This is a genomic window from Pigmentiphaga sp. MLSB6-MA01 (assembly GCF_058793475.1).
The window spans coordinates 297,558-322,738 of the sequence record NZ_JBXAFV010000002.1 but is presented as its reverse complement, the minus strand read 5'-3'; the positions used below and the strand labels follow the sequence as shown (position 1 = coordinate 322,738).

The 25,181-nt window shown below is 63.4% G+C and carries 24 protein-coding genes and 3 pseudogenes; 18 read left to right on the top strand and 9 right to left on the bottom strand.

Annotated features, from left to right (window positions below; translation table 11 throughout):
• Positions 1 to 59: 59 nt before the first annotated feature.
• On the top strand, positions 60 to 488 hold the full coding sequence (locus AC1Q6E_RS04810; RefSeq protein ID WP_152796992.1) for an NfeD family protein: 429 nt from the start codon (positions 60 to 62) through the stop codon (positions 486 to 488).
• Positions 489 to 539: 51 nt separating this feature from the next.
• Positions 540 to 1,469 carry an SPFH domain-containing protein gene (locus tag AC1Q6E_RS04805; protein ID WP_152796989.1) on the top strand — a complete coding sequence of 310 codons (930 nt, stop codon included), beginning with the start codon at positions 540 to 542 and terminating at the stop codon, positions 1,467 to 1,469.
• 12 nt (positions 1,470 to 1,481) lie between these two features.
• Here AC1Q6E_RS04805 and AC1Q6E_RS04800 read toward each other — a convergent pair whose 3' ends face one another.
• The 4 genes from AC1Q6E_RS04800 to smpB form a co-directional block, all read right to left on the bottom strand.
• Positions 1,482 to 3,803, bottom strand: a complete 2,322-nt coding sequence (locus AC1Q6E_RS04800) for an acyl-CoA dehydrogenase family protein (RefSeq protein WP_492572314.1) — start codon at positions 3,801 to 3,803, stop codon at positions 1,482 to 1,484.
• Positions 3,804 to 3,826: 23 nt separating this feature from the next.
• Positions 3,827 to 5,038, bottom strand: coding sequence for a CaiB/BaiF CoA transferase family protein (locus AC1Q6E_RS04795; protein WP_492572313.1), 1,212 nt, complete (start codon positions 5,036 to 5,038; stop codon positions 3,827 to 3,829).
• Positions 5,035 to 6,273, bottom strand: coding sequence for a CaiB/BaiF CoA transferase family protein (locus tag AC1Q6E_RS04790; protein WP_492572312.1), 1,239 nt, complete (start codon positions 6,271 to 6,273; stop codon positions 5,035 to 5,037). Before AC1Q6E_RS04790 ends, AC1Q6E_RS04795 begins: the two co-directional genes overlap by 4 nt.
• 186 nt (positions 6,274 to 6,459) lie before the next feature.
• Positions 6,460 to 6,921 (bottom strand): SsrA-binding protein SmpB, encoded by a 462-nt coding sequence (smpB, locus tag AC1Q6E_RS04785; RefSeq protein ID WP_152796982.1) that lies wholly within the window; start codon positions 6,919 to 6,921, stop codon positions 6,460 to 6,462.
• A 57-nt stretch (positions 6,922 to 6,978) separates the two neighbouring features.
• On the opposite strand from smpB, the gene AC1Q6E_RS04780 reads away from it, so the two are divergent.
• From AC1Q6E_RS04780 to AC1Q6E_RS04750, 7 genes and pseudogenes are all read left to right on the top strand, one after another.
• Positions 6,979 to 7,410 (top strand): type II toxin-antitoxin system RatA family toxin, encoded by a 432-nt coding sequence (locus tag AC1Q6E_RS04780; protein WP_152796980.1) that lies wholly within the window; start codon positions 6,979 to 6,981, stop codon positions 7,408 to 7,410.
• On the top strand, positions 7,403 to 7,753 hold the full coding sequence (locus AC1Q6E_RS04775) for an RnfH family protein (RefSeq protein ID WP_152796978.1): 351 nt from the start codon (positions 7,403 to 7,405) through the stop codon (positions 7,751 to 7,753). Before AC1Q6E_RS04780 ends, AC1Q6E_RS04775 begins: the two co-directional genes overlap by 8 nt.
• A gap of 123 nt (positions 7,754 to 7,876) precedes the next feature.
• On the top strand, positions 7,877 to 9,337 hold the full coding sequence (gene guaB, locus AC1Q6E_RS04770) for an IMP dehydrogenase (protein WP_152796976.1): 1,461 nt from the start codon (positions 7,877 to 7,879) through the stop codon (positions 9,335 to 9,337).
• Between the two features lie 2 nt (positions 9,338 to 9,339).
• On the top strand, positions 9,340 to 10,968 hold the full coding sequence (guaA, locus tag AC1Q6E_RS04765) for a glutamine-hydrolyzing GMP synthase (protein WP_296560983.1): 1,629 nt from the start codon (positions 9,340 to 9,342) through the stop codon (positions 10,966 to 10,968).
• Between the two features lie 301 nt (positions 10,969 to 11,269).
• Entirely contained in the window at positions 11,270 to 12,526 is a 1,257-nt protein-coding gene (locus AC1Q6E_RS04760; protein ID WP_492572311.1) for a tyrosine-type recombinase/integrase, read from the top strand.
• A 168-nt stretch (positions 12,527 to 12,694) separates the two neighbouring features.
• Positions 12,695 to 12,969, top strand: a pseudogene (locus AC1Q6E_RS04755) (hypothetical protein).
• 4 nt (positions 12,970 to 12,973) lie between these two features.
• Positions 12,974 to 13,498 carry a helix-turn-helix transcriptional regulator gene (locus tag AC1Q6E_RS04750; RefSeq protein ID WP_492572310.1) on the top strand — a complete coding sequence of 175 codons (525 nt, stop codon included), beginning with the start codon at positions 12,974 to 12,976 and terminating at the stop codon, positions 13,496 to 13,498.
• A gap of 16 nt (positions 13,499 to 13,514) precedes the next feature.
• On the opposite strand, the gene AC1Q6E_RS04745 is transcribed toward AC1Q6E_RS04750, so the two are convergent.
• The 5 genes from AC1Q6E_RS04745 to AC1Q6E_RS04725 all read right to left on the bottom strand — a co-directional run bounded on the left by AC1Q6E_RS04745 (position 13,515) and on the right by AC1Q6E_RS04725 (position 17,881).
• On the bottom strand, positions 13,515 to 13,886 hold the full coding sequence (locus tag AC1Q6E_RS04745) for a helix-turn-helix transcriptional regulator (RefSeq protein WP_492572309.1): 372 nt from the start codon (positions 13,884 to 13,886) through the stop codon (positions 13,515 to 13,517).
• Between the two features lie 196 nt (positions 13,887 to 14,082).
• The gene (locus AC1Q6E_RS04740) at positions 14,083 to 14,772 is read right to left on the bottom strand and encodes an HNH endonuclease family protein (protein ID WP_492572307.1); all 690 of its coding nucleotides are present in this window, start codon (positions 14,770 to 14,772) and stop codon (positions 14,083 to 14,085) included.
• The gene (locus AC1Q6E_RS04735) at positions 14,769 to 16,628 is read right to left on the bottom strand and encodes an AAA family ATPase (RefSeq protein WP_492572306.1); all 1,860 of its coding nucleotides are present in this window, start codon (positions 16,626 to 16,628) and stop codon (positions 14,769 to 14,771) included. The genes AC1Q6E_RS04740 and AC1Q6E_RS04735 overlap by 4 nt, the downstream gene beginning before the upstream one ends.
• A 10-nt stretch (positions 16,629 to 16,638) precedes the next feature.
• Positions 16,639 to 17,547, bottom strand: coding sequence for a DNA-methyltransferase (locus AC1Q6E_RS04730; protein ID WP_492572305.1), 909 nt, complete (start codon positions 17,545 to 17,547; stop codon positions 16,639 to 16,641).
• A 46-nt stretch (positions 17,548 to 17,593) separates the two neighbouring features.
• Positions 17,594 to 17,881, bottom strand: a complete 288-nt coding sequence (locus AC1Q6E_RS04725; protein WP_492572304.1) for a helix-turn-helix domain-containing protein — start codon at positions 17,879 to 17,881, stop codon at positions 17,594 to 17,596.
• Positions 17,882 to 18,715: 834 nt separating this feature from the next.
• Here AC1Q6E_RS04725 and AC1Q6E_RS04720 point away from each other — a divergent pair.
• The 9 genes and pseudogenes from AC1Q6E_RS04720 (at position 18,716) to AC1Q6E_RS04680 (ending at position 25,143) form a co-directional block, all read left to right on the top strand.
• Positions 18,716 to 19,540, top strand: a complete 825-nt coding sequence (locus AC1Q6E_RS04720; protein WP_492572303.1) for a DUF932 domain-containing protein — start codon at positions 18,716 to 18,718, stop codon at positions 19,538 to 19,540.
• A gap of 91 nt (positions 19,541 to 19,631) precedes the next feature.
• Positions 19,632 to 19,925, top strand: a pseudogene (locus AC1Q6E_RS04715) (ParB/Srx family N-terminal domain-containing protein); the annotation flags it as partial.
• A pseudogene (locus AC1Q6E_RS04710) lies at positions 19,913 to 20,185 on the top strand (P-type conjugative transfer protein TrbJ); the annotation flags it as partial. The pseudogenes AC1Q6E_RS04715 and AC1Q6E_RS04710, both read left to right, overlap by 13 nt.
• A 12-nt stretch (positions 20,186 to 20,197) precedes the next feature.
• Positions 20,198 to 20,518 carry a hypothetical protein gene (locus tag AC1Q6E_RS04705; protein WP_492572302.1) on the top strand — a complete coding sequence of 107 codons (321 nt, stop codon included), beginning with the start codon at positions 20,198 to 20,200 and terminating at the stop codon, positions 20,516 to 20,518.
• Complete coding sequence (gene trbL, locus AC1Q6E_RS04700; protein WP_492572301.1) at positions 20,515 to 21,888, top strand: P-type conjugative transfer protein TrbL; 1,374 nt, start codon at positions 20,515 to 20,517, stop codon at positions 21,886 to 21,888. Before AC1Q6E_RS04705 ends, trbL begins: the two co-directional genes overlap by 4 nt.
• Positions 21,889 to 21,900: 12 nt before the next feature.
• Positions 21,901 to 22,605, top strand: coding sequence for a conjugal transfer protein TrbF (gene trbF / locus AC1Q6E_RS04695; RefSeq protein ID WP_128622484.1), 705 nt, complete (start codon positions 21,901 to 21,903; stop codon positions 22,603 to 22,605).
• Positions 22,602 to 23,606, top strand: a complete 1,005-nt coding sequence (gene trbG, locus AC1Q6E_RS04690; RefSeq protein WP_492572300.1) for a P-type conjugative transfer protein TrbG — start codon at positions 22,602 to 22,604, stop codon at positions 23,604 to 23,606. The genes trbF and trbG overlap by 4 nt, the downstream gene beginning before the upstream one ends.
• Before the next feature lie 2 nt (positions 23,607 to 23,608).
• Positions 23,609 to 24,886 carry a TraB/TrbI/VirB10 family type IV secretion system protein gene (locus AC1Q6E_RS04685; RefSeq protein WP_492572299.1) on the top strand — a complete coding sequence of 426 codons (1,278 nt, stop codon included), beginning with the start codon at positions 23,609 to 23,611 and terminating at the stop codon, positions 24,884 to 24,886.
• Positions 24,883 to 25,143, top strand: a complete 261-nt coding sequence (locus tag AC1Q6E_RS04680) for a DUF2274 domain-containing protein (protein WP_492572298.1) — start codon at positions 24,883 to 24,885, stop codon at positions 25,141 to 25,143. The genes AC1Q6E_RS04685 and AC1Q6E_RS04680 overlap by 4 nt, the downstream gene beginning before the upstream one ends.
• The last annotated feature ends 38 nt before the right edge of the window (positions 25,144 to 25,181 follow it).

Here is a 25,181-nt window from a genome sequence, read left to right as displayed (position 1 = left end):
TTTCGCGCCGCACGGCCGTGCCGGCGGGCCGCGTCCGCTCTCGCTCGAAGGAGGCAACTATGAATCCCGCCTGGGTATGGTTCGGTCTGATGGCCCTGGCCCTGATCGGCGAAGTGATGACCGGCACCTTCTATCTGCTCATGGTCGCCGTCGGTTTCGCCGTGGCCGGCATCGCGGCCTGGCTGGGCGTGGACATCGCCTGGCAACTGGTGTCGTGCGCGGCGGCGGTGGTGCTGTGCACGCTGCTGCTCAAGCGCCTGAACGTCCTGAAGAAGCGTGGTTCGCCGCCGTCTTCCAACGCCAACGTCAACATGGACATCGGCCAGACCGTCAAGGTCGAGGCCTGGAACGAAGACCGCACCGCACGGGTCTGGTATCGTGGGGCGCACTGGCAGGCCGAGCTGGCGCCCGGGGCCGAGCCGGTCGCCGGGCAGTTCGTGATCACCGAGATGCGCGGCAACAGCCTCGTTCTTTCGCCCACTCGCTAAGGCCGTCGCGGACGGCCTTCCCGTATCTGGCAATACCCACAAGGAAGCACCATGAGCGCATCCACCATCGTCCTGCTGGTCATCGTTTTCCTGGCCATCCTCATCGTCGTCAAGGCCATCGCCATCGTTCCGCAGCAGCATGCGTGGGTGGTTGAACGCCTGGGCAAGTTCGACCGCGTGCTGGCGCCCGGCGCCGGCTTCGTGATCCCGTTCATCGAGCGCGTGGCCTACAAGCACTCGCTCAAGGAAATCCCGCTGGACGTGCCCAGCCAGGTCTGCATCACGCGCGACAACACGCAATTGCAGGTGGACGGCATCCTGTACTTCCAGGTCACCGACGCGATGCGCGCCTCGTACGGCTCGTCCAACTACATCGTCGCCATCACCCAGCTGGCCCAGACCACGCTGCGTTCGGTCATCGGCAAGCTGGAGCTGGACAAGACCTTCGAAGAGCGCGAGCAGATCAACAGCAGCATCGTCAGCGCGCTGGACGAGGCTGCCCTGAACTGGGGCGTGAAGGTGCTGCGCTACGAGATCAAGGACCTGACGCCGCCGGCCGAGATCCTGCGCGCCATGCAGGCCCAGATCACCGCCGAGCGCGAGAAGCGGGCGCTGATCGCGGCGTCCGAAGGCCGCCGCCAGGAGCAGATCAACATCGCCACCGGCGAGCGCGAGGCCGCCATCGCGCGTTCCGAGGGCGAGAAGCAGGCCCAGATCAACCAGGCCCAGGGCGAGGCCAACGCCGTCGTGACCGTGGCCGACGCCACCGCCAAGGCCATCATCCAGGTGGCCGAAGCCATCAAGCACCCGGGCGGCATGGAGGCGGTCAACCTCAAGGTGGCCGAGCGCTACGTCGATGCCTTCGGCAACCTGGCCAAGACCAACAACACGCTGATCGTGCCCGCCAACGTCAGCGATATCAGCGGCCTGATCGCCTCGGCGCTGACCGTGGTCAAGGGTACCCGGGCCGGTCAGGGCTGATTCCCGCCGCCCTCAACCCGAGGGCAGCTCCAGCACGGCCTTGGCCAGGATGTTGCGCTGGATCTCGTTGCTGCCGGCGAAGATCTTCGCGCCCAGCGCATTGAACAGCGGCGCCACCACATGCAGGTCGATCTCGTCCGAGCGGACGTGGTCGCGCGCCGCGCCGTACTCGCCGGCGGCCTCGATCAGCAGCAGGGCCAGCCGTTCGTAGGTCTCGGTGGACCAGATCTTCAGGACCGACACGGTGGGCGGGATGGCCGCCCCGCGCTTGGCCAGTTCGGCGAAGCCGCCGTATGCCGCGCCCAGGTCCAGCGTGTCGAGCCGCAGGGCGGTGTAGCGCGCGGCGAAGGCGGGGTCGTCCAACAGGCCGCGCTGGCGCGCCAGCTTCTCGACCTGCCGCAGCGTGTGCTGGGAATGCTTGGGGCTGCCGGTGAACAGGCGCTCGAAGCCCAGCAGCGCCTTGGCCACGGTCCAGCCGTCGTTCAGGCGGCCCACCAGATTCTCGCGCGGGACCCGGACGCGGTCGAAGAAGACCTCGCAGAATTCCCGCTCGTCGGCGATGTTGCGGATGGGGCGCACGGTGATGCCGGGTGTCTTCAGGTCCACCAGGAGGAAGCTGATGCCGGCTTGCTTCTTCGCCGTCTTGTCGGTGCGCACGAGCATGAACATGTGCGTGCCGTCCGAGCCCCAGGTGGTCCAGGTCTTCTGGCCATCGACGATGAAATGATCGCCGTCCGGCACGGCTTGCGTGCGCACGGCGGCCAGGTCCGAACCGGCGTTGGGCTCTGAATAGCCCTGGATCCAGACGTGCTCGCCTTTCAGGATGGCGGGCAGGAAGCGGGCCCGCTGTTCTTCGGTGCCGAAGCGCATGAGGATGGGCCCGACCATGTTCAGGCCCTGGTCGGGCGGCCGCGCGACGCCGTAGGCCTCGCTTTCCTCGATGTAGGCGATCAGTTTGTCGGGCGGCAGGCCCATGCCGCCATGCTCGCGCGGCCAGGCTGGCGCGAGCCAGCCCAGACGGGCCAGCGTCAGGTACCAATCGCGGGTCTCGGCCCAGGTCTGGCGGTAAGGCATGTGGCGCCGGTCCTGCGGGTAGTGGGCGTCGAACAGCGCGCGGACCAGGCGGCGGAACTCGGCTTCGGGCATGGCAGCCCAATCCGCGTCGGCGGGGAAACCGGTGGTGGGCGTGGGCGGCGGACCGGCCTCGCGATCATCCGCTTGCGGGTCGGCCAGCGCCGCGTAGCGCGCCCGGTGCGCCTCGGCATTTCCCAGGTGCGCGGACAGCGCCATCGCGCGGCGGAAGTACAGGCCGATATCGTATTCGTAGGTGGTCCCGATGGCGCCGTGCAACTGGATCGCCATGCGCGTCGTTTCCAGGGCCGCGTGGGCGCAGCGGGCCTTGGCACGGCTGGCAAGCAGAGCGAGGCGGGCGGCGGATATGCCGGGCCCGGTTTGCGCCAGCACTTCGCGCAGGCAGGCCTCGGCCAGTTCCACCTGGACCAGTCCGTCGACCATGCGGTGCTGCAAGGCCTGGAAGCTGCCGATGGGGCGGCCGAACTGTTCTCGCGTCGCCAGATAGTCGCGCGTCAGTTCCAGCGCCCGCCGGGCGAGGCCCGCCAGCTCGGCGCCCTGGACCAGCCGCGCCGCGTCGTTGGCGCGCGCCACGGCCTCGATGGCCGCCGGGCCGGTTGCCAGCACGTGGCCCGCATCCAGCGCGGTGCCGTCCAGGTCCAGGTCGGCCTGCGTGCTGCCGTCCACCTGGCGCCGGGTGGCGGGGGCGCGGACCAGCCGCTCGCCGGGCAGCCACAGCAGGGCGGTTTCGTTTTCCAGGGTGGCCGTCACCAGCCAGCCGTCGACGTCGGCGCCGGGCTGGGCGCAGCGCTTGCGGCCGGCCAGCCGCAGTCCACCGGCTTCCCACGTGGCGCGCGCGCCGGGCGGGGCGTCCGGGTCCAACTGGCCCGCGTGCTCTTGCCAGGCCACGCCCGCCAGCAAGGTGCCCGCCATGCCAGCTTCCAGCAGGGATGCGCGCAGCGGCGTGGCGGGCAGGCCGGCCAGCAGCGCCATCGGATGCGCGCCTGCCGCGGCCAGCGGCTCGGGCAGCAGGTGGCGGCCCGCTTCCTGGGCGATCGCGCAGAGTTCGGGCAGCCCCAGGCCCAAGCCGCCGTCGGCCTCGGCCACCAGCACCGCCATCCAGCCCAGCTCCGCGAGACGCCGCCATTCCTCACGATCGTGGCCGCCCGCGCTGTCGTCCAGGGCGCGCATGCGCTGCCGTTGGTCGGCCGCGCCCAGGTAGCCGGCGGCGCTGTCGCGAAATTCCCGGAGGGTGTCGATCATAAGATTCCCTGGGGTATGCCCCGTCAAAGAATGCCTTGTTCGCGCAGCGCCCGCAGCCGCTCCACCGGCACCTGCAAGAGCTGTGCGCAGATCTCCTCGGTGTGCTCGCCCAGCGCCGGCGGCGGGCGCCGGTATTCGACCGGGGTTTCCGACAGGCGCAAGGGGTTGGCCACCAGGGGCAGGGTGCCCGTGGGCGCGAAGGGCAGGTGCGTGACCATTCCGCGGTGCCGGACCTGCGGATCGTCGAAGGCCTGCCGGAAGTCCTGGATGGGCGCGCAGGGGACGCCGGCCCGGTCCAGCGCTTCCAGCCAATGGGCGCGCGGGTGGGCGCGCAGCGCGTCTTCCAGCATGGGCACCAGCGTGTCCTGGTGCCGCATGCGCTGGAGGTTGGCGGCGTAGCGCGGGTCGTCGGCCAGCCCCGGCAGGTCCAGCGCGGCGGCCAGCCGGCGGAACTGCTCGTCGTTGCCGCACATCACCACCAGCGGCTGGTCCGCGCAGTCGAAGGCCTGGTAGGGCACCATGAAATGCGAGCGCGTGCCGATGCGCGCCGGCTGGACGCCCGACAGCAGATAGCCCATCGCGACGTGCGAGGCGGCGGCCAGTTGGCAGTCCAGCAGCGCGATGTCGATGTGCTGGCCTTCGCACAGGCCCGACTGGCGCGCGTGCAGCGCCGACAGGATGCCGATCACGGCGTGGTAGGCCGCGGTGATGTCCGACACTGAATAGCCCACGCGCTGCGGCGGGCCGTCGGCCTCGCCCGTCATGCCCATGATGCCGCTCATGGCCTGGAACACCAGGTCGTAGCCCGGCTGGCGGCTGCGCGGCCCGTCCTGGCCGAAACCGGTGATGGAGCAGTAGATCAGGCGCGGGTTGAGCGCGCGCAGCGAGGCGTAGTCCAGCCCATGCCGCGCCAGGTCGCCGGTCTTGAAGTTCTCGATGAAGACATCGCTTTGCCGGGCCAGCTCGCGCACCATGGCCTGCCCCTCGGGCGCGGCCAGGTCGATGGTGATGGACCGCTTGCCGCGGTTCATCGCCAGGAAGGACGATGTCCAGGCCAGGGGCCTTCCTGCGGCGTCCCGCAGCGGCGAGCCCTGCTGGCGGACTTCGTCGCCCAGGCCCGGCCGCTCGACCTTGATCACGTCGGCGCCCAGGTCGGCCAGCATCTGGGTCGCGAACGGGCCCGAGAACACCCGGCTCAGGTCCAGCACGCGGATGCCGTGCAGGGGCGCGGTCATGGGGCGGGCGTGGCCTGGATGATGCGGTCGCGGCGCAGGTCCTCCAGTTCGGCCGCATCCAGGCCCAGCACCTCGCGCAGTACCTCGTCCGTATGCTCGCCCAGGGCGGGCGGGGCACGCCGGTATTCCACCGGCGTGCCGGAAAAGCGGACCGGATTGGCCACTTGCGGAATCGTGCGCCCGGCGCCGGCCGGCATGCTCAGCAGCATTTCCCGGTGGCGTATCTGCGGATCGTCGAACACCTGCTCGAAATCGTTGATGGGCCCGCAGGGCACGCCGGCGGCATCGAAGGCCGCGCGCAACCGCGCCACGGGATGCCGGGCGATGGCCCGTTCCAGCAGCGGCACCAGCTCCAGCCGGTGCCGCGCCCGCATGGGGTTGGTGGCGTAGCGCGGATCGCCCGGCAACCCGGGCAGCTCCAGCACGTCGCACATGGCCGCGAACTGCGTGTCGTTGCCCACCGCGACCACGATCTGGCCGTCGGCGCAGTCGAAGGACTGCCAGGGGCAGGTGATGGGCGAAACGTTGCCCAGGCGCGCCGGTTGTTGCCCCGATACCAGGTACATCATGGCCACGTGCGAGATCGATGCCACCTGGGCGTCCAACAGGGCCAGGTCGATGTGCTGCCCTTGCCCCGACACGGCATCGCGGTGGCGCAGCGCGGCCAGGATGGCGCTGACCGCATAGAAGCCGGCGGTGATGTCCCCCACTGAATAGCCCACGCGCAGCGGGCCGCCGCCGGGTTCGCCGTCGGCATGGCCGGTGATGCTCATCAGCCCGCTCATGGACTGGAACAACGGGTCGTAGCCCGGCAGGTGGCGGTAGGGGCCGGTCTGCCCGAACCCGCTGATCGAGCAATACACCAGCCGGGGGTTCAGCGCGGCCAGGGACGCGTAATCCAGCCCGTAGCGGGCCAGGTCGCCGGCCTTGAAGTTTTCGATCAGGATGTCCGAATGCATGGCCAACCCGCGCGCCAGCGCCTGGCCGGCCGGCCTGGACAGGTCGATGGCCACCGAGCGCTTGCCGCGGTTCATGGACATGAACGACGAGGTTTCTCCCTCCTCGCGGCCGTCTTCGCCGCGCGCCCGCAGTCCCTGGTGGCGCACGTCGTCGCCGCGCCCCGGGCGTTCCACCTTGATCACGTCGGCCCCGAAATCGGCCAGCATCTGCGCGGCCCAGGGACCCGAGAATACGCGGCTCAGGTCCAGGACCTTGACCCCCGCGAGGCTGCTCATGGCCGGCCCGCGCGGCCGGCGCGGCGGCGGGGGCTAGCCGTGGGAAAGAGGGCGGTGCGGCGCGGCATGGGGCGTCTCCTGGCCGGATCGGAGTCCGGTCTCGTGCGGTGGGAAGCTGGCACGAGTATAGGAAGCCGCCGCGCGGCTGTTCATCACCGCGGCGCCAAAGCTGATATGTCTATGGGATCAGGAGGCGCGCTTGCGCGTGTCGTGCTTCATGATCTGCGCCTTCTCGCGCAGCCAGTCGCGTTCGCGCTCGGTGTCGCGCTTGTCGAACTGCTTCTTGCCGCGCGCCAGCCCGAATTCCAGCTTGATCAGCGACTTCTTGAAATGCAGGTTCAGCGGCACCAGCGCGAAGCCGCGCTGTTCCACCTTGCCGATCAGCTTGTGGATCTCTTCGGCCTTCAGCAGCAGCTTGCGCGTGCGGGTCGGGTCCGGGTGGACGTGGGTGGAGGCCGTTTCCAGGGGGCTGATGTGCATGCCCAGCAGGTAGAGTTCGGCATCGCGGACGATGACGTAGCTTTCCTTGAGCTGGACGCGCCCGGCACGAATCGCCTTCACCTCCCAGCCTTCGAGCACCAGGCCGGCCTCGAAACGCTCGTCGATGAAGTAGTCGTGGAATGCCTTGCGGTTCTCAATGATGCTCATTCGTCACGCCGTTAAAATAGGTCATTCTAGCAATTTGCCCAATCGGATCATCTACGCATGCATAAAGTGCAACGTTCGGTGTTGGTCCCCTATAGCGCCGCCCAGATGTTCGACCTGGTGGCCAAGGTCGAGGACTACCCCAAATTCATGCCCTGGTGCGGCGGAACCGAGGTGCTCGAGCGCGACGAGAACGGCATGCGCGCCTCGGTCGTGATCCAGTTCGCCGGCCTGCGCCAGCGCTTCACCACCCGCAATACCCACCACTATCCCAACCGCATCCAGCTCGACCTGGTGGACGGGCCGTTTTCGATGCTTGAAGGCGTCTGGGAGTTCCAGCCGCTGGCCGACGATGCCTGCAAAGTGGTCTTCACCATGCAGTACCAGTTCTCCAGCCGCGCGCTGGAAGCCCTGGTCGGCCCCGTGTTCAACCGCATCGCCACCAGCTTCATCGACGCCTTCACCCAGCGGGCCGAAGCCTGCTATGGATAGCCCGGCGGGGCCGGGCGGCGGCGCCGCGGATACCGTGGCCATCAGTGTCTGTTACGTTGATGCATCGGAACCCTGGATCCGGGAGCTTGCCCTGCCGCGGGGCGCCACCCTGGCCGACGCCATCGAGGCCAGTGGTTTTCGCCAGGCCCACCCCGGCGTCGACCCCGGGCAGGCCGGCACCGGCGTCCATGGCCGCCGCCGGCCGTTGGACCATGTGCTGCACGACCACGATCGGGTCGAAATCTACCGCCCGCTGGTCTTCGACCCCAAGGAGTCCCGCCGCCGGCGGGCCGCCCACAAGGCCGCATCGGCCGGTGCGAAAGCGCGCGGACGCGTCCGCTGAACGGACCGGGCGAGGCGGACCGTGGGTTTTCCCGCATATAAACCCTCTTGACAGCAAGGCTGAACAGCACCGCCCCTCGCTCTGATTTACAATAGTAGGTTTATTGCGGCCAGGGGTTGCTCGATGCGTCTCGTACAAAATGCGCTTACTTTCGATGACGTGTTGTTGGTGCCCGCATATTCTGCGGTGTTGCCCCGCGATACCAGTCTTCGAACCCGCCTGACCCGTGAAATCTCGCTGAACATTCCCCTCGTGTCCGCCGCCATGGACACCGTCACGGAATCGCGCCTGGCCATCGCCATGGCCAAGGAAGGCGGGATCGGGATCATCCACAAGAACCTCACCGCCGATGAACAGGCGCGCGAAGTCGCCCGGGTCAAGCGCTACGAGGCCGGGGTCGTGCTCGACCCCATCACCATCGCGCCCCACATGAAAGTGCGCGAAGTCATCGAGCTGCAGCGCCAGCACGGCATCTCCGGCCTGCCCGTGGTCGAGGGCCGCCAGGTGGTCGGCATCGTCACCACCCGTGACCTGCGCTTCGAAGACCGCTACGACGAGCCCATCCGCACCGTCATGACGCCCCGCGAGCGCCTCATCACCGTGCGCGAAGGCGCCTCGCTGGAAGAGGCCCAGGCCCTGATGCACAAGCACCGCCTGGAGCGCGTGCTGGTCGTCAACGACAACTTCGAGCTGCGCGGCCTGATGACCGTCAAGGACATCATCAAGACCACCGAGAACCCCAACGCCAGCAAGGACGAGCACGGCAAGCTGCGCGTCGGCGCCGCCGTCGGCGTGGGCGAGGGCACCGACGAACGCGTCGAGAAACTCGTCGCCGCCGGTGTCGACGTCCTGATCGTCGACACCGCCCACGGCCACACCGCCGGCGTGCTCGACCGCGTGCGCTGGATCAAGAAACACTACCCGCAACTGCAGGTCATCGGCGGCAACATCGCCACCGGCGCCGCCGCCCGCGCGCTGGTCGAAGCCGGCGCCGACGGCGTCAAGGTCGGCATCGGCCCCGGCTCCATCTGCACCACCCGCATCGTGGCCGGCGTGGGCGTGCCACAGATCACCGCGATTTCCAACGTGGCCGAAGCCCTGGAAGGCACCGGCGTTCCCCTGATCGCCGACGGCGGCGTGCGCTATTCCGGCGACATCGCCAAGGCCCTGTCGGCCGGCGCCTACACCGTCATGATGGGCGGCATGTTCGCCGGCACCGACGAAGCCCCGGGCGAAATCGTCCTGTACCAGGGCCGCTCGTACAAATCCTACCGCGGCATGGGCAGCCTGGGCGCCATGGCCGACGGCTCGGCCGACCGCTACTTCCAGGACCCGGCCAACAACTCCGACAAATTCGTGCCCGAAGGCATCGAAGGCCGCGTTCCCTACAAGGGCACCGTACTCGCCATCATCTACCAACTGGTCGGCGGCGTGCGGGCTTCCATGGGCTACTGCGGCTGCGCCACCATCGACGACATGCGCACCAAGAGCGAATTCGTCCAGATCACCGCCGCCGGCATCCGCGAATCGCACGTCCACGACGTGCAGATCACCAAAGAAGCCCCCAACTACCGGATGGACTAAGCGTGCACGACCGCATCCTGATCCTAGACTTCGGATCCCAAGTCACCCAACTGATCGCCCGCCGAGTGCGCGAAGCGCAGGTCTACTGCGAAATCCACCCCTACGACGTGTCGGACGACTTCGTCCGCGCGGAACTCGCCAAGGGCCTCAAAGGCGTCATCCTGTCCGGCAGCCACGCCTCGGCCTACGACGAAGCCTCCATGCGCGCGCCCCAGGCCGTGTTCGAATCCGGCGTGCCCGTGCTCGGCATCTGCTACGGCATGCAGACCATGGCCATGCAACTGGGCGGCAAGGTCAGCTTCAGCGACCACCGCGAATTCGGCTATGCCGAAGTCCGCGCCCACGGCCACACCCCCTTCCTGAACGGCATCCAGGACTTCGCCACCCCCGAAGGCCATGGCATCCTCAAGGTCTGGATGAGCCACGGCGACAAGGTCACCGAGCTGCCTCCCGGCTTCAAGCTCATGGCCTCCACCGCCTCGTGTCCCATCGCCGGCATGGCCGACGTCGACCGCGGCTACTACGCCGTCCAGTTCCACCCCGAAGTCACCCACACCGTCCAGGGCCAGGCCCTGCTGTCGCGCTTCGTGCATGACATCTGCGGCTGCGGCGACGACTGGAACATGCCCGACTACGTCAGCGAAGCCGTCGAGGCCATCCGCAAACAGGTCGGCAGCGATGAAGTGATCCTGGGCCTGTCCGGCGGCGTCGATTCTTCCGTTGCCGCCGCCCTGATCCACAAGGCCATAGGCGACCAACTGACCTGCGTGTTCGTCGACCACGGCCTGCTGCGCCTGAACGAAGGCGAACAGGTCATGCAGACCTTCGCCGAAAACATGGGCCTGAAGATCATCCACGTGGATGCTACGGATGACTTCATGGGCAAGTTGGCGGGTGAGACCGATCCCGAAGCCAAGCGCAAGATCATCGGCAAGGAATTCGTCGAGGTCTTCCAGCGCGAGTCCGGCAAGCTCAAGAGCGCCAAGTGGCTGGCGCAGGGGACCATCTACCCCGACGTGATCGAATCGGCTGGCGCCAAGACCGGCAAGGCCGTCACCATCAAGTCGCACCACAACGTGGGCGGCCTGCCGGATACGCTGCACCTGAAGCTGCTCGAGCCGCTGCGCGAACTGTTCAAGGACGAAGTACGCAAGCTGGGTATCGCGCTGGGCCTGCCGCATGGCATGGTCTATCGGCATCCCTTCCCTGGACCGGGCCTGGGCGTGCGGATCCTGGGCGAGGTGAAGAAAGAATACGCCGACCTGCTGCGTCGCGCGGATGCGATCTTCATCGAAGAGCTGCGGGGCACGCGGGCGACCGAGCAGGATGCCGCCGCGGGCCTGTGCGCGGCGGAAGAGGTCGGGAAGAACTGGTATGACCTGACCAGCCAGGCGTTTGCCGTGTTCCTGCCGGTGAAGTCCGTGGGCGTGATGGGGGATGGGCGGACGTATGACTACGTCGTCGCGCTAAGGGCGGTGCAGACCACCGACTTCATGACGGCGCATTGGGCGCATTTGCCTTATGCGTTGCTGGGGAGGACTTCGAACCGGATCATCAATGAGGTTCGGGGGTTGAATCGGGTGGTTTATGACGTTTCGGGGAAGCCGCCGGCTACGATTGAGTGGGAGTGAATTTACGTCCTTCGAGGACTATCGCCAGCCATCCGAAAAACTTCCGTAACGTGTTGATTTAAAAGGAAATACGTCACGACAGCTATCGGTGGCTATCGCCGACCAGCAAAAAAGGTTGACGGTAGATCTGACGGTAAGAACTGAGGCCGAATTAAGACACTCTCGTTCACTATTCAGACTTTTACCGTCTTTGACGGTAAAAGCCTTCTCGGGAAAGCTTATTTCATGCGGCTTTCCGGGCATCAGTGGGTCTCCTGGTCCTTGACGGTAAAAGCCGTCGCAAAACAGGAGGTAAACCTCGATGCTGACCGACACAGCACTGCGCAATCTGAAGCCTAAGTCATTGACTTATAAGGTTTCTGACCGGGATGGGATGTACGTGACGGTATCGCCCGCAAATACCGTCACCTTCCGCTACGACTACCGCCTCAACGGCCGCCGCGAGACCTTGACGATCGGCCGCTACGGGGCAGGCGGCATTTCGCTGGCAATGGCGCGTGAACTGCTTCTGGAGGCGCGCAAAGCCGTTCTTCAGGGCGTATCGCCCGCGTTGGAGAAGCAACGCGACAAGCGCCGGGTTCGTGCCATCAAGACCTTCGGCGCGGCGATGGAGACGTACCTTGCCCATACGAGATGGGCCGACAGCACCCGCGCCGTGCGCAAGCACATCATCGACCGGGACATCCTGCCGGTTTTCCAGAATCGGCTGCTGACCGAAATCCAGGCCGAAGACCTTCGGATTCTGTGCAACAAGGTCAAGGAGCGCGGGGCGCCAGCCACCGCGGTGCAGATCCGGGACATCGTGAAGCAGGTCTATGTCTACGCCATCGCCCACGGTGAAAAGGTGGTCAACCCCGCCGACAGCGTGGGGCCGTCCTCGATCGCCACCTTCGTGCCGAAGGATCGCGCCCTGTCGCCGCTGGAAATCCGTTTGATGGTGCAGCAGTTGGAGACGGTGGCGACCTATCCGACCATCAAGCTGGCGCTGCGCTTGATCCTGCTGACGCTGGTGCGCAAGAGCGAACTGATCCAGGCCACTTGGGATGAGGTCGATTTCGAGAGAAAGACGTGGACGATTCCGAAGCAGCGGATGAAGGGGCGCAACCCGCACGTGGTCTATCTGTCGCGCCAGGCGCTCGACATCTTCGTCACGCTGCACGCCTGCGCGGCAGGCTCAAGCTTCGTCTTTCCTTCCCGCTACGACCCACGGCGGTGCATGTCCAATGCGACCTTGAATCGCATCACGATGCTGGTGGCGGAAGGCGCCAAGGCCAAGGGTCTGCCGCTACAGCCGTTCACCGTCCACGATCTGCGCCGCACTGGATCGACGTTGCTGAACGAAATCGGCTTCAACCGCGACTGGATCGAGAAGTGCCTGGCGCACGAGGAGGGACGTTCCTCGCGCTCGGTTTACAACAAGGCCGAGTACGCCGAGCAGCGGCGCCACATGCTGCAAGAGTGGGCCAACCTCGTCGATGCCTGGGGCGGTGGACAGACCTATGTGCCGAAGCTGATGCCGGAGAACGTGGTCGTGCCGACGCTGAGCGCGATCGCGTAGGAGGGCCGCATCATGGTTCTCTTGTCGAGAAAACGATCACTCTGAGTGATCGAAAAACTGGGAATCGGGACTTCTTGATCGCCGAACCGCCCGATGCGTGGGCCACCACGGGCGCACAAGGTTGTCGCTTGACAACCTTGCTAATCATCCTCATATTGGAGGTCACTGATGGCTCGTTCCCCTCATCCGAAGAAAGAGGTCGAGGGAGCTCTCAGGCACGCCGAAGGGCAGGGCTGGCGCATCGAAGTCGGCGGCAGTCACGCTTGGGGGCGGATTTATTGCCCGTACAACGATGAGGAATGCCGCTGCGGCGAGTTCTGCATCATCAGCATCTGGAGCACGCTGAAAAACCCCGGCAACCACGCTCGTGCCTTGCGGCGCGTTGTGGACAACTGCACCACGCACCGTAGCAGCAAGAGGCTGGTGACGATGCCAAGGAGTAGCGCGATGGAATACACCTTCACCTTGAAGTACCAGCTCGCCGACGACGAGGGCGATATGGATGCGCTGGTCGAGCACCTCGGCGAAGCCGGCTGCGACGATGCACTGGTCGGCATTGGGCAGCCGGGGCGCCTTGCGCTGGAGTTCGTCCGTGAGGCGGCCGATGCGGAGGAAGCGGTGCGCAGCGCGTTGGCTGACGTGCGCCGCGCCGTGCCATCGGCGCGGCTGATCGAGGTGGCGCCCGATCTGGTTGGGCTGACCGACGTAGCCGAGATCGTCGGTGTGTCGCGGCAGAACATGCGCAAGCTGATGCTGGCCCATCCGGGCAGCTTCCCGGCGCCGGTGCATGAGGGCAGTGCGTCGATCTGGCATCTGGCGGACGTATTGGCCTGGTTGCAGGCCAAGGGCAGCTATGCGCTGGCCAAGGATGTTCTGGAGGTGGCGCGAGTGGCCTTGCGGGTCAACGTGGCGAAGGAGGGCCGGCGCTTGCCGCGCTCGGCGTCCAAGGAACTGGAAGCATTGGTTGGCTGAAAGCTGCTGCCCGGCTTCATGCCTCGCTCGAACCCGCCCGGACAGGGCGGGTTTTTCGTTGGTGGACATCCGGCCTAGAGGCGCCACCGCGAGGCGTTCGCTTTCGTTCTTCGACCCACGCCTCCACTTCGGCCAGATCCCACACCACGCAGCGTGGCGTCAGGTTGAAGCGGCGCGGGAACTCGCCGCGGCGCTCCATCTCGTAGATCGTCGTTTCGGCTAGGGGCACGATCTGCCGCAACTCATGGCGGCGGATCGTTCGCAGGAAGGGAAGGGGGCTGCGCTTTGGGAACTGCGGCAGTGCATCATAGGCTTCCGTGTTTGGCAAAGGCAGGTGATGATCGGCGTTGATGCTGGGCGCATTGGGCGGTTGCAATCGGTGTTTCACCTCGGACTCCACGAATTTGTGCGATGCGGAGATATGGTGACGCTCCGCGCCTATCGGCACAACTTGTCGAGGCGCATCTAAGCGAACTGCATCCAGTTGACGCGATGCTTCTCAATAGTTCGCACCTTGTCCGAGCCCTAAAAAACTGCTTCTACCCAGTTGGATTGTATCTTGAGATTTAAGATTCTATATGGAGCTACTCTTGTAATAGTCCTTGTTGCGATAGTGCTCGCCGGACGTTTTCATTCGCTAAAGCACGCTTAAAAAATGGCATGTGGATCTCGTTAAAATTCTGAGAAGCTATCTCCATAGCGATGAAGGGATAGAATTTTTCAATCACCGAAAATTCCATTGTTCCGTTCGCGTATGAGTAAACAACGCGGGCACGCTCATTGATGTAGGATTCGTCATCGTTCAAGGCAAGGCGTTTGATGGAATTTTCTATTAATTCAGCTTCCGGATTTGGTAAATTTCTGTCAGGGGCTATTAGAAAATTGGTGAAATTTATACGAAATTTTCCATTCTCGATGATGTAGGGGTCAATGACATCATCTGAATCACCTTTTCTATGATTCAATCTAGATCTGCACAATCTGAAATTGCTCCACTCATAGGCGAGAGCCTTATTTTTACTCTTGGGTATAAAGTGATCAATTGATGTGTGGTCAACCCCAGAGTCATCACTCCGTCGAGGAGTAAAGGATGCGCAGTAAGAGCATATGCCGCCAAGCGCATCATATAGATCCTCATGGGCGTGACGCCAATATCTATGCATTTTCCAGAGCGTGCTCGTAGGATCAGGGCATTGACTAAGAAATGCTATGCCAGGTGTTTTTACTTTTTCGTCAAAATCGCGTGGAATAGGAGGGTTGCCTACTCTGATCATAGATCAACCCCGTTCTGCACTGCAAAAACGATCCAGCGCATCCAAAATGGATCATCTGCTGCGATATAATTTGCAAGAAGTTTTGATGTTTCCTCCACCTCTCGTTTGCTCACCTGCCTGCTATTGAGTAAAGCCTTTGCTTTATTGAGTGCAAATTCCGCATTTTCTGAGCCAGGATGAAGTTCATCGAATGAAGGAGATTCCAGCCACGAGTTGACGCTTCCTCTAATTTCAAACTCGACCTCCTCGAAACTCACTCTTCCTCTGTTATCCATATTGAGATGGAATAACTTATCCGTTTTAGCATTCCAAATTGGCTCTGCCGATGCCAAAACGAGTGGTGAGTGTGAGGCTATGAAATATTGTATTGACAACTCTTCATGCAGATCCTGGGAAATTCCAAGCAAGGCTCGTAAAAGTACCCGCTGCCAGCGAGGGTGAAGGTGCGCTTCCGCTTCGTCCAAGAGAATAACCATTTGTCTCTCTTCCCGCCTACCGGAAGACTTGGCCTGTATTTTGTGTTCTTCCCAGGCCCAGACAATTAGGTAAGTGAGCGTAAGTATTCTCCGAATTCCGGCGGACTCATAAACAACCGGCACGCTACCGTAAGGATGTATAAGGGTCGGGATTTCCATTCCCCATCCCCTTATACGTTGCGGCTTGCCAATTGAAAGCTCACCCCAATCTGGCGGCTTTAAACGCTGAATAACCTTCTGAAAAGTCTCAAATGCAGGAAATTCATCCGCTCTTGTTTGCCAGCGGACCCAGTCTCGCAATAGGCCTTCTGTTTTATTGTCCCCGGTCCAAACGCTATCTCTTGTGAAATTATAAAATTTCTCTTTCGAATCATCTATCTCTGAGTTGGCGGGGTCCCAAACCACAAATGAGCCGTCTACGCGACCATAGATTACCAGTCCTGATTTTGAGGACAATTTTGGAACTTTCCACTTGTAATTTTTTGGCTGAAACTCTGCGACAACGGGACTTGATGGTTTGCTGCCTACCGAAAACTTAATTTGTGGAGGAGTTGCAACGGGCTCTATGGGAACGATCATGTGATCGGCCCACTCTTGTGTTAGCGCCCACCACACGACATCAAGAAGAAATGATTTCCCGAGACCATTGTCTCCGGTAACTATGTTGAATCTATTTCCCGGCTCAATCTTCATCTTTTTTACGGGCCCGAGTCCCGAGAATTCGAGAAAATGAAGTATCGCTCCCGTTTCTGGGGGGACGTCGTTCGGGACCCCGCATTCTTCGATAATCTCCTCCCAGTCTGCTTCGGTTGTGGAGAAGAAGCTTTCATCGCTGAGGAGATTGTCGCGGTTATCTTCGAATAATTCGTTGAGCTCTTGGGGGTTTAAGTTGAATTTCTTAATAAACCTATCGGCAACCTCGCGAGGTTTGGCGTCCAAGGCGAAGAATTCTTCTTTGGAAAACCAGCATGAAAATTCCAGTAATGGAATTTTCTTCCCATTGGGAAGTTTGCTTGATAGGAACGTCAAATAATCGTTACTCCATCCCCATATTTTTTCGTTTCTTTCATGCAGTAGCGCAGCCGCGAATCCTTGAGTATTTATTGCCTGAAGCGAAGTCGATGCATATTTGGGATCGCGCCAGCGGCTCTCGTTTTTCTTTACCTTGAAGGGGGTAAAGAAATAATCTGACTTGGGATGGGGTCTGAAATGTTTCTTTAGATGCTCTCGATTTTCTGCATCCAAAGAGATATGCATGGTACTCCCGACTGGCGCATCATTCTTCTTGAGAACTAGAAACGTCGTTCCATAGAATATATGAAACGGCGCGACGCTGAGCATGGCGTGTCGTAACTGAGTAGCCGATATGTATTTGCTCATGGCTCCGGTCTCAAATGTGATTTTTTGCGTAGTTACAAAATTCAGTATTTAAATCAATTCCAATTGCCGGGTGGCCATGCCTGCGGGCAACTCTCAGTGTCGTCCCACTCCCACAAAAAGGATCAAGAACTACGCCGCCTGGTGAGCAGCCTATGGTAAGACACCGTTCAACCAGCTCGTCAGGGTAGGGGGCTGTATCCAGTGAACCGCGAACCTTCGGCCGCGGGGCGATGTTCCACACGTCTTCGGCCCAATTGTCCTCAGGTAAATTATCTTTATTAAAAAAATATTTCCTTGATTTAACAAACATGAATACAAATTCGTAACTCCGACTTGGTCGGTCTTTTGCGGTGGGCTCGGGAAGGCAATTTTCCCTATGCCAAATAATCGGGGATCTCAATACCCAATTATCAAGACACATTGCCAATGCAACGCGCCAAGGTATTCCGATCGTCGATTTTCTTTGAAGACCGATGCCAAGCCCTCCGCTTTTGTCTACCGCTCTTAGCCCGAATCTACGTTTTGAGCTCTTTTTATCATCACCGTGAGGTTGACCTTTCCCTGAGTAATAGGTATCGCCTAGATTAAGAAATAAAACCCCTTCGGGCTTTAGTTTTTTTCGAATTTTCTCCATTACTTCTTTAATGGCGGCGACGTAGGCCTCGACGCTATCTTCTAAGCCAATTTGACCATCTACTTTATAATCCCGAAGCCAGAAATATGGTGGTGACGTGATCACGCAGTCAATAGTACTGTCATCAATTAAATCAAGGGATTCTTTTGCTGGCCCGTTTAGCAGTCTCCATTGCGGGGAGTCCGATCCTCTCCATTCTTTAATTGAACGTCCGCTGGGATGCTCATTGATTGTTTCGGTGAACTCAATTAGCGAGCCTTGGCGATTTTTTTTCTTTTCAATCATGAAGAGTTTGCTCAAAAGGAATCAAGGTGACGCAGAGCCGGCAACCTTAGGGGGAATAACCAATGCCCGCGGATTGGCAAATAGTGTTAAGTTCTTTTCTTACGCGCTCTAGGACTTCGCTTGGATCGCGAGCATCCTCCACATAGCTCAACGCTAAGAGCGTCACAGGATGCACGCCTAGAACGACACATAATTCTTCGATTTTGCTTAAAGTGGGGCTTTTGAGACCCCGCTCTAAGGCGCTTAAATATGTGCGGCTCGAAACCGTGGCGAAGTTCTCTTGGCTTAGGCCGCGGCACTTTCTAATCGTCCTGAGCGCATGCTGTAGAGACATTGTTTCGACCTGGAGTTTTTGGGATTCTAGGGATGCTACAGCAAATTCGTCCTATAGAGTTACGCACTATAGTGTTCTTGTGATCGAGGCAGCCCGCCTTTCGCGGCTTCTGTGTTGCGTGCATACAGCCAAAGGGGAGCGTCTGGCCTCCCCGTCCCGGCACTGAGCATCGAGTTTCTTTGGCGTTGCGCCGCGGTGTCATAGGCTGCCTCCGAAGAGGGAAGCCTGACGATAGGCGGGGCAAGTGGCCTGTGCGACGGCCGAAACTAAGGTTAATAGCACGCACCTCAGCTCCGAAAGCGGCCAGTCAGAAGGCGTGGCTGGAAATGTAGAGGGCGTCCCCGGCCACCTGGGAGATAGCCGGCCGCACTGTCATGCGCGTAGCGCATCGAGCCGCCTTCGGCGTCTCGCCCCTGACGGGCTTCCATCGTTCCCTCGCTCCGCTCGGCTGACGCCTCCGGCCCAGCTTCGGGCCTGCGCGCTTCGCTTGCCGTGTGGTCAGCGCAAGGGGAGGGCCGTTGCCTTGTCCAGCCGTCTTCCCTGACCTCATCACCTTGTCCGCGACTGTAGCCCGCGGCCGTGTGCCGTCAAGGCGCGCAGGGCCGTATCCTCGCTTCGCTGCGGGCCGCACCAACCCTGCGCTTGTCTCCTTGACGGCCCCCGTCCGCGCGCTCCTGACCGTCGCGGGCGATGAACTCAGGAAAGACGGTGGCAACAGGGCCAACCGGGTTCCTCGTGCCGACCGCACCAAACAGCCGAAAGGCTGGGCTCCGAATCTAGGAATCCGGTGTGCGGTGAACAGCAAACCTTTTTTTCTTTGTCAGGAGAAAGATCATGCAACTCGCATCCCGCTTCGCTTCCCGTTCCCCGGTGCTGCGTTCGGAACGTCCCTTGTCGGATGACCAAATCCGGGCCGTGGCCCCGTCCATCTTCGCGGAGGCACCGCACGAAAGCCGCTCCGAGCGGTACAGCTACATCCCCACCGCCACGGTGTTGCAAGAACTGCGCGGGAAAGGCTTCGAGCCTTTCATGGTGACGCAGACCCGCGTGCGCCACGATGACCGCCGCGACTACACCAAGCACATGATCCGGCTGCGCCACGCGAGCCAGATCAACGGCCGCGAGGCCAACGAAATCATCCTGCTGAACTCCCATGACGGCACCAGCAGCTATCAGATGCTGGCCGGGATGTTCCGCTTCGTCTGCAGCAATGGCCTTGTCTGCGGCGACACCGTGGCCGACGTGCGCGTGCCGCACAAGGGCGACGTAGCCGGGCACGTCATCGAAGGCGCTTACGAAGTCCTGCGCGGTTTCGACCGGGCGCAGGAATCGCGCGATGCCATGCGCGCCATCACGCTGGACGCCGGGGAATCGGAAGTGTTCGCCCGCGCTGCGCTGGCGTTGAAGTACGACGAGGACAAGCCCGCGCCCATCACGGAATCGCAAATCCTGATGCCGCGCCGCCACGACGACGACCGCCGCGACCTGTGGAGCGTGTTCAACCGCACGCAGGAGAACTTGACCAAAGGCGGCCTGCCCGCCCGCGCCGCGAATGGCCGCCGCCAGACCACCCGGCCCGTGCAGGGCATCGACCAAAGCGTGCGCCTGAACCGCGCCCTGTGGCTGCTGGCCGATGGCCTGCGCCAGTTGAAAGCCTGAATCCCCCTTTGCTTCCCAACCCGGCAGGGGCAGGCAGCAGCCCTTGCCGCTTCTCTCGCTGCTGCATCCCCGAACCGATAGGAGTCTCACCATGAACGCCATCCTGAAAACCGAAATCGCCGCTATCGAAACCGCCGCACCGCTGGAAATGGCCGACCCGTCCAAGAACCTGATCTTGGTTCCGCTGTCGCAATTGCTGCCGCGCCGCTCCAAGCGCAACGCCCGCAAGATGCCGCGCCTGTCCATCCCCGAACTGGCCGCGAGCATTGCCCGCATCGGCCTGCTGCAAAACCTGATCGTCATCCTTTCCACCGATGGCGAGACTTACGAGGTGGTGGCCGGTGATCGCCGCCTGACCGCCTTGAAGCTGCTGGCGAAGACGAAAGCGTACTGGCTGACCTCGTGGGCAAGAGCCAGTCAGCCGAAGGCGCGCTCCAAGCCATGCAGGTCATGAACCAGTTGCTGGCCTTGCAGGCCAAGCAGTCGATCCAGTCGCAACGGCTCCAGATCACGCAGGATCGTGCGGCCTCACTGGAACTGGCGCGGCAGGCGGCCGCCACCGAGCGCGCCCGCGAAGTGCGGCGGCGTTTCATGGGCGATGGCACGCCATACACGCCGCAGTCCGTGAACTTCTACGGCAACTGACGAGAGGCCGCCATGCGATGCGTCCTCGTCCTGTGTGCCGCGCTGCTGGCCGCTTGCGGCGAGCAGCCGGCCGACCACCTTGCCGATGTCCTGGCCGCCGATCCCGTGCGGCTAAAGGCATTGCGCGCGCAATGCGCAGACGACCGACAGGCCACGGGCGAGGACGCTTGCCGCGCCGCCGCCGAAGCCTTCCGGCGGCGTTTCTTCTCCGGTCAGGCCGGGCCGGATGAATACCAGACGCTGGCCGACCTGCCGCCGATCCCGCCGAGCTTCGAGGAACCGGCCGATGGCATGGCGCCGGCCGTTCCCGCCGAACCGGAGGACACGCCATGAATGACGTGACCATCATCGACCAGTTCCTCAACACCTTTGCCGCTTATATCGACTCGGGTTTCGGGCTGCTGCGGGGCGAAGTGGCGTTCCTCACGGCCACGCTGATCGTCATCGACATGACGATCGCCGGCCTGTATTGGGCCATGAGCCATGCCACCGGCCAGGGCGAGGACGTGATCGCCAAGCTGCTGCGCAAGGTGCTCTACGTCGGTGCGTTCGCCTACATCATCAATAACTTCAACTGGCTGGCCAGCATCGTGTTCCGCTCGTTTGCGGGATTGGGCATCACCGCCACCGGCTCGGCCATCACGATGGAGAACTTCTTGCAGCCGGGCCGGCTGGCGAAAACCGGCATCGACGCCGGGGCGCCGATTCTGGAGCAGATCGGCGAGATGGCGGGCTTTCCCGAAGTGTTCGTGAACCTCGATCCCATCGTGGTGATGTTCCTCGCATGGCTGGTCGTGGTCTTGTGCTTCTTCGTACTGGCGATCCAACTGTTCATCACGCTGATCGAGTTCAAGCTGACTACGCTCGCCGGATTCGTGCTTGTGCCATTCGCGCTCTGGAACAAGACCGCGTTCCTCGCCGAAAAGGTCTTGGGCAACGTGGTGGCCTCCGGCGTCAAGGTTCTGGTGCTGGCCGTGATCGTCGGTATCGGCTCGGGCTTGTTCGCTCAGTTCCAAGTCCATCCCGCTGAGCCGTCCATCGACCACGCGCTGGTCATCATGCTGGCCTCGCTCACCTTGCTGGCGCTGGGGATCTTCGGCCCCGGCATCGCCACGGGCCTCGTGTCCGGTGCGCCCCAGCTCGGCGCGGGCGCGATGGCCGGTGCCGCCGTCGGTGCAGCCGGAACCGCAGTGGCGGTCGGTGCTGTCGCGACGGGCGTGGGCGGCGCGGTGGCCGCTGGTGCGCGTATGGCCCCGGCTGCCGCCAAGCTCGCCGGCAGCGGCGCGCGTGCTGCCACGTCGGCGGCCAGCAGCGCGAAGTCGGCGTTCCAGGCTGGTTCCGCCGCCGCAGGCGGCGGTGCCAAGGGAGCGATGGCGGGCCTGGGCAATGTCGCCAAGACCGGCGCGCAGTCTGCCGGACGCGCTGCTGCATCCCGCGCTTCCGCTGCCGGGCAGCGCATGGCCGCGCCGTTCCGGGCTGGCTGGAATGGCGCTGCGGCCGATGGTGGCGAGGGCACGGCATCCGGTCAGGGTGCCTCATCCGGCGCCGCCAACGCGCAGACGCAGGAACAGCCCGCTTGGGCCAAGCGCCTGCATCGCCGCCAGCAACTCACCCATGCCGCGACGACCACCGCCCACGCGCTGCGCGGTGGCGATGGCGGCGGCTCCGGTCAAGGGCCGAGCCTGCGCGATTCCGATTCATAAGGAGAACCGACCATGCGATTCAAGAGACCGCAGGTGCGCTACGCCGACACGCCGCAGCCTGCCACGCCGTACCAAGCTGCCGGCCAGGTGTGGGACGAGCGCATCGGCTCGCCGCGTGTACAGGCGAAGAACTGGCGCCTGATGGCCTTCGGGTGCCTCACGCTCGCGTTGTTGATGGCAGGCGGCCTGGTGTGGCGCTCGGCGCAGTCCATCGTGACACCCTACGTCGTGGAGGTGGACAACGCGGGCCAGGTGCGTGCCGTGGGCGAAGCCGCCACGCCGTACCGGCCCAACGATGCGCAGACCGCGCACCACATCGCGCGCTTTGTGACGCTGGTGCGCTCGCTGTCCATCGACCCCATCGTCGTCCGCCAGAACTGGCTCGACGCCTACGACTACACGACCGACAAGGGCGCGGCCGTGCTCAACGACTACGCACGGGTCAACGATCCGTTCGCGCGCATCGGCAAGGAGTCGGTGACGGTGCAGATCACCAGCGTCGTGCGCGCCAGCGATACGTCTTTCAACGTGCGCTGGACGGAGCGCCGCTACGTCAACGGCGCCGCGGCGGGCCTGGAGAGGTGGACGGCCGTGGTGTCCATCGTGCTCCAGCCGCCGCGCACCGAAGAACGCCTGCGCAAGAACCCCCTGGGCATCTACGTCAACGGCCTGTCGTGGAGCCGCGAACTGGATTCTTCCGAAGGAGCCAAGCCATGAATGATCTTTTCCGTAAATCCGCTTTGCCGGTGATCCTGCTTGCATCTACTGCTCTGTTCACGGGCTGCGCTTCGCAGGGCAAGCCGCCGCCGACCATCTCGCTCGATGAGCCGGTGCGGGCGCAGCCGCTGCCCGAGCCGCCTGCGCCGGTGGAGGTGGTGGCCGTGCCCGAGGTGCTGCCGATGCCGGCGCAGTTGAAGCCGTTGCCCGAAGCCGAGGACACCAAACCTGCGCCGGAGCCGGCAGACGAGAAGGTGCGCGTCTCGCGCGCCAATGCCGAGGCCCGCGTCGCGCCCACGCGCGAGGGCTACCTCAACGCGATTCAAGTCTGGCCGTTCACCGACGGCGCGCTGTATCAGGTCTATGCGGCCGTGGGCCACGTGACCGTGGTTTCGCTCCAGCCAGGCGAGGAGCTGGTGACGGTCGCCGCCGGAGATACCGTGCGCTGGATCGTGGGCGACACATCGAGCGGCAGCGGGGCCGACCTGCGCGTGAACGTGCTGGTCAAGCCGATCCGTTCGAGCCTCAAGACCAATCTCGTCATCACCACCAGCCGCAGGACGTACCTGCTGGAGCTGGCCTCGACGGAAAAGACGTGGATGGCTTCGGTGTCCTGGGAGTATCCGCGCGACCGGATGCTGGCGTTACAGCGCCAGGCGCAGGCGGCCAGCGCAGCCGCGCCGGTGGATTCCGGCTTGTCGTTGGAGAACCTGCGCTTCCGCTACGCGGTCAGCGGCAGCAATCCGCCGTGGAAGCCGCTGCGCGCCTTCGACGACGGGCAGAAGGTCTATATCCAGTTCCCCGCCGGCATCGCGCAAGGCGAGCTGCCGCCGCTGTTCGTGATCGGGCCGGAAGGCGACGGGCAACTGGTCAATTACCGTTTCCGCTCGCCGTACTACATCGTGGATCGGCTGTTCGGCGCGGCCGAACTGCGCCTGGGCGGTGACAAGGGCGACGTGGTGCGGATCGAGCGCACGGACGGCGTTGCGCGGAGGAACTGACCATGATCCAGGACGACACCCCCGACCTCGCCACGCTGCAGGCGGGCAAGGTCGCACCGGAGGCGGTGGCGCTGCGCGCCCAGCCGCGCCCGGTCACACGCCTGAACCGGCGCACGCTGGCCATCCTCGCCGGTGGCCTGTCGGTCGCCGTGCTCGGGGCCACGATCTGGTCGTTGCAGCCGCAGCGGCGCAGCGCCAACGAGCAGGCCGAGCTTTACAACGTCGATCGCGTCTCGAAGTCCGAAGGGCTGGACGGCTTGCCGGCTGACTACTCAAAGCTGCCGCTGAAGGTGCCCGAGCTGGGGCCGCCGCTGCCGGGCGACCTGGGGCCAGCCATCGTGAACTCGCAGCAGCCGGCCGTGGCCGCCTACGCGGCCCCCGGCCACGATCCGAACGACGCTTTGCGCAAAGAGGCGGAAGCCGCTGCGGCTTCGTCGGTGTTCTTCCACTCCGGCGGCCAGGGCCAAGGCCAGGCCGCAACGGTGGCGCAGGCGGCGCCGGGTGCGCCTGGTGCTGCAAGCGCGCTCGCGGCCTTCGACCCGCTCGCCGCCGGGCCGGCCTCGACGGCGGCCCAGCCCGCCGACCCGACCGCCGTGCAGAACCGGCAAGACCAGAAAGAGGCGTTCCTGAAAGCCGGTTCTACGGAAACCCGCAATTCCGGCAACTTGGCGCTGCCGGTGTCGCCATATCAGGTGATGGCTGGGACGGTGATCGCCGGGGCGCTGGTGACGGGTATCAAGTCCGATCTTCCCGGCGGCGTGGTCGCCACGGTGACGGAGCCGGTCTATGACACGGCCACGGGCAAGTTCCTGCTGATCCCGCAGGGATCGCGCATCCTCGGGCGCTACAACAGCCAGGTCAGCTACGGGCAGAGCCGCGTGCAGGTGGTGTGGAACCGGGTCATCCTGCCAGACACGTCCTCGCTGACGCTCGACAACCTTGTGGGCACTGATCCGGCTGGCTACGCGGGCCTGGAAGACGACGTGGACTGGCACTGGGGGCGCATCTTTGCCGGAGCGGTGCTGACGACGCTGCTGGGCGTGGGCGCCGAGCTAGCCGCGCCGGAGAACCGCCAGGATGGCAACCGCATCATCATCGCCGGGCGTGACAGCGCGCAGGACAGCATCAACCAGGTCGGGCAGGAGATCACCCGGCGCAACATGAACATCCAGCCGACGCTGACCGAACGGCCTGGCCTGCCGGTACGGATCATCGTCAACCGGGATCTGGTGCTGCGGCCGTACCAGCCACTGTTCTTCCACCGGGGAGCTTCGCAATGAGCGCGACCAAGAAGCTGCGGCTCGGGCCGATGCCCAAGACCGAGAACGTCAAACTGACCTTTGCCTGCCCGGTCAGCCTGAAGGCCGACCTCGACCGCTACGCCGCCTTGCACGCACAGGCGTATGGGGAAGCAGTCGATGCGGCGACGTTGATCCCGCACATGCTGGAGGCGTTCATGGCGGGGGATCGGGGATTTAGGCGGGGCAGGGGAGACGACAAGCAACCGTCTTCCCGCGCTGCTGTACCGAGGGGTTGATGTTTTGAATATGTTCATATTGTCGTATCTAAACTACG

What these genes read in the sequence shown, in the direction of transcription:
- AC1Q6E_RS04750 (WP_492572310.1), top strand. Translation starts at nt 12,974, where the DNA reads ATGGAATACACCTTCACCTTGAAGTACCAGCTCGCCGACGACGAGGGC.
- AC1Q6E_RS04780 (WP_152796980.1), top strand. Translation starts at nt 6,979, where the DNA reads ATGCATAAAGTGCAACGTTCGGTGTTGGTCCCCTATAGCGCCGCCCAG.
- AC1Q6E_RS04735 (WP_492572306.1), bottom strand. Translation starts at nt 16,628, where the DNA reads ATGAGCAAATACATATCGGCTACTCAGTTACGACACGCCATGCTCAGC.
- AC1Q6E_RS04725 (WP_492572304.1), bottom strand. Translation starts at nt 17,881, where the DNA reads ATGTCTCTACAGCATGCGCTCAGGACGATTAGAAAGTGCCGCGGCCTA.
- AC1Q6E_RS04790 (WP_492572312.1), bottom strand. Translation starts at nt 6,273, where the DNA reads ATGAGCAGCCTCGCGGGGGTCAAGGTCCTGGACCTGAGCCGCGTATTC.
- AC1Q6E_RS04740 (WP_492572307.1), bottom strand. Translation starts at nt 14,772, where the DNA reads ATGATCAGAGTAGGCAACCCTCCTATTCCACGCGATTTTGACGAAAAA.
- trbF (WP_128622484.1), top strand. Translation starts at nt 21,901, where the DNA reads ATGCGATTCAAGAGACCGCAGGTGCGCTACGCCGACACGCCGCAGCCT.
- AC1Q6E_RS04720 (WP_492572303.1), top strand. Translation starts at nt 18,716, where the DNA reads ATGCAACTCGCATCCCGCTTCGCTTCCCGTTCCCCGGTGCTGCGTTCG.
- AC1Q6E_RS04805 (WP_152796989.1), top strand. Translation starts at nt 540, where the DNA reads ATGAGCGCATCCACCATCGTCCTGCTGGTCATCGTTTTCCTGGCCATC.
- AC1Q6E_RS04810 (WP_152796992.1), top strand. Translation starts at nt 60, where the DNA reads ATGAATCCCGCCTGGGTATGGTTCGGTCTGATGGCCCTGGCCCTGATC.
- AC1Q6E_RS04705 (WP_492572302.1), top strand. Translation starts at nt 20,198, where the DNA reads ATGCGATGCGTCCTCGTCCTGTGTGCCGCGCTGCTGGCCGCTTGCGGC.
- AC1Q6E_RS04730 (WP_492572305.1), bottom strand. Translation starts at nt 17,547, where the DNA reads ATGATTGAAAAGAAAAAAAATCGCCAAGGCTCGCTAATTGAGTTCACC.
- AC1Q6E_RS04800 (WP_492572314.1), bottom strand. Translation starts at nt 3,803, where the DNA reads ATGATCGACACCCTCCGGGAATTTCGCGACAGCGCCGCCGGCTACCTG.
- AC1Q6E_RS04685 (WP_492572299.1), top strand. Translation starts at nt 23,609, where the DNA reads ATGATCCAGGACGACACCCCCGACCTCGCCACGCTGCAGGCGGGCAAG.
- smpB (WP_152796982.1), bottom strand. Translation starts at nt 6,921, where the DNA reads ATGAGCATCATTGAGAACCGCAAGGCATTCCACGACTACTTCATCGAC.
- trbL (WP_492572301.1), top strand. Translation starts at nt 20,515, where the DNA reads ATGAATGACGTGACCATCATCGACCAGTTCCTCAACACCTTTGCCGCT.
- AC1Q6E_RS04680 (WP_492572298.1), top strand. Translation starts at nt 24,883, where the DNA reads ATGAGCGCGACCAAGAAGCTGCGGCTCGGGCCGATGCCCAAGACCGAG.
- AC1Q6E_RS04795 (WP_492572313.1), bottom strand. Translation starts at nt 5,038, where the DNA reads ATGACCGCGCCCCTGCACGGCATCCGCGTGCTGGACCTGAGCCGGGTG.
- guaB (WP_152796976.1), top strand. Translation starts at nt 7,877, where the DNA reads ATGCGTCTCGTACAAAATGCGCTTACTTTCGATGACGTGTTGTTGGTG.
- AC1Q6E_RS04775 (WP_152796978.1), top strand. Translation starts at nt 7,403, where the DNA reads ATGGATAGCCCGGCGGGGCCGGGCGGCGGCGCCGCGGATACCGTGGCC.
- AC1Q6E_RS04760 (WP_492572311.1), top strand. Translation starts at nt 11,270, where the DNA reads ATGCTGACCGACACAGCACTGCGCAATCTGAAGCCTAAGTCATTGACT.
- trbG (WP_492572300.1), top strand. Translation starts at nt 22,602, where the DNA reads ATGAATGATCTTTTCCGTAAATCCGCTTTGCCGGTGATCCTGCTTGCA.